General features: G+C 71.3%; 1 protein-coding gene. It reads left to right on the forward strand.

Going from position 1 to position 907, the window contains the following annotated elements; translation table 11 throughout:
• Positions 1–907, forward strand: a 907-nt coding sequence (locus AOK17_RS46400) for an AAA family ATPase (RefSeq protein WP_079053681.1), incomplete at both ends; no start/stop codon positions are given.

Consider the following 907-nt stretch of genomic DNA (forward strand, 5'->3'; position numbering starts at 1 on the left):
GATCGCCAAAGCAGTGGTCGGCCAGGACCCCGCCGTGACCGGCCTCGTCGTCGCCCTCCTCTGCCGCGGACACGTCCTGCTCGAAGGGGTCCCCGGAGTGGCCAAGACCCTGCTCGTCCGGGCCCTGGCATCCGCACTCGAACTCGACACCAAGCGCGTCCAGTTCACCCCCGACCTGATGCCGAGCGACATCACGGGCTCCCTCGTCTACGACTCCCGCACCGCCGAGTTCTCCTTCCAGCCCGGCCCGGTCTTCACGAACCTTCTCCTCGCGGACGAGATCAACCGCACCCCGCCCAAGACCCAGTCCTCGCTCCTCGAAGCGATGGAGGAACGCCAGGTCACGGTCGACGGCACCCCCCGCCCGCTCCCCGAGCCGTTCCTGGTCGCCGCGACCCAGAACCCGGTCGAGTACGAGGGCACGTACCCGCTCCCCGAAGCCCAGCTGGACCGTTTCCTCCTGAAGCTGACGATCCCTCTCCCGTCCCGCCAGGACGAGATCAACGTCCTCAGCCGCCACGCGGAGGGCTTCAACCCGCGCGACCTGCGCGCCGCCGGCGTACGCCCCGTCGCAGGCCCCGGGGACCTCGAAGCCGCCCGCGCGGCCGTCGCCAAGACCACGGTCTCCCCCGAAATCACCGGCTACGTAGTGGACATCTGCCGCGCCACCCGCGAATCCCCGTCCCTCACCCTCGGCGTCTCCCCGCGCGGCGCGACGGCGCTCCAGGCCACGGCCCGCGCCTGGGCCTGGCTGACCGGCCGCGACTACGTCATCCCCGACGACGTGAAGGCCCTCGCGCTCCCGACCCTCCGCCACCGCATCCAACTCCGCCCGGAAGCAGAGATGGAGGGCGTGACGGCCGACTCGGTCATCAACGCGATCCTCGCCCACGTCCCCGTACCCCGC

This window comes from Streptomyces phaeochromogenes, assembly GCF_001418655.1.
Classification (GTDB): domain Bacteria; phylum Actinomycetota; class Actinomycetes; order Streptomycetales; family Streptomycetaceae; genus Streptomyces; species Streptomyces phaeochromogenes.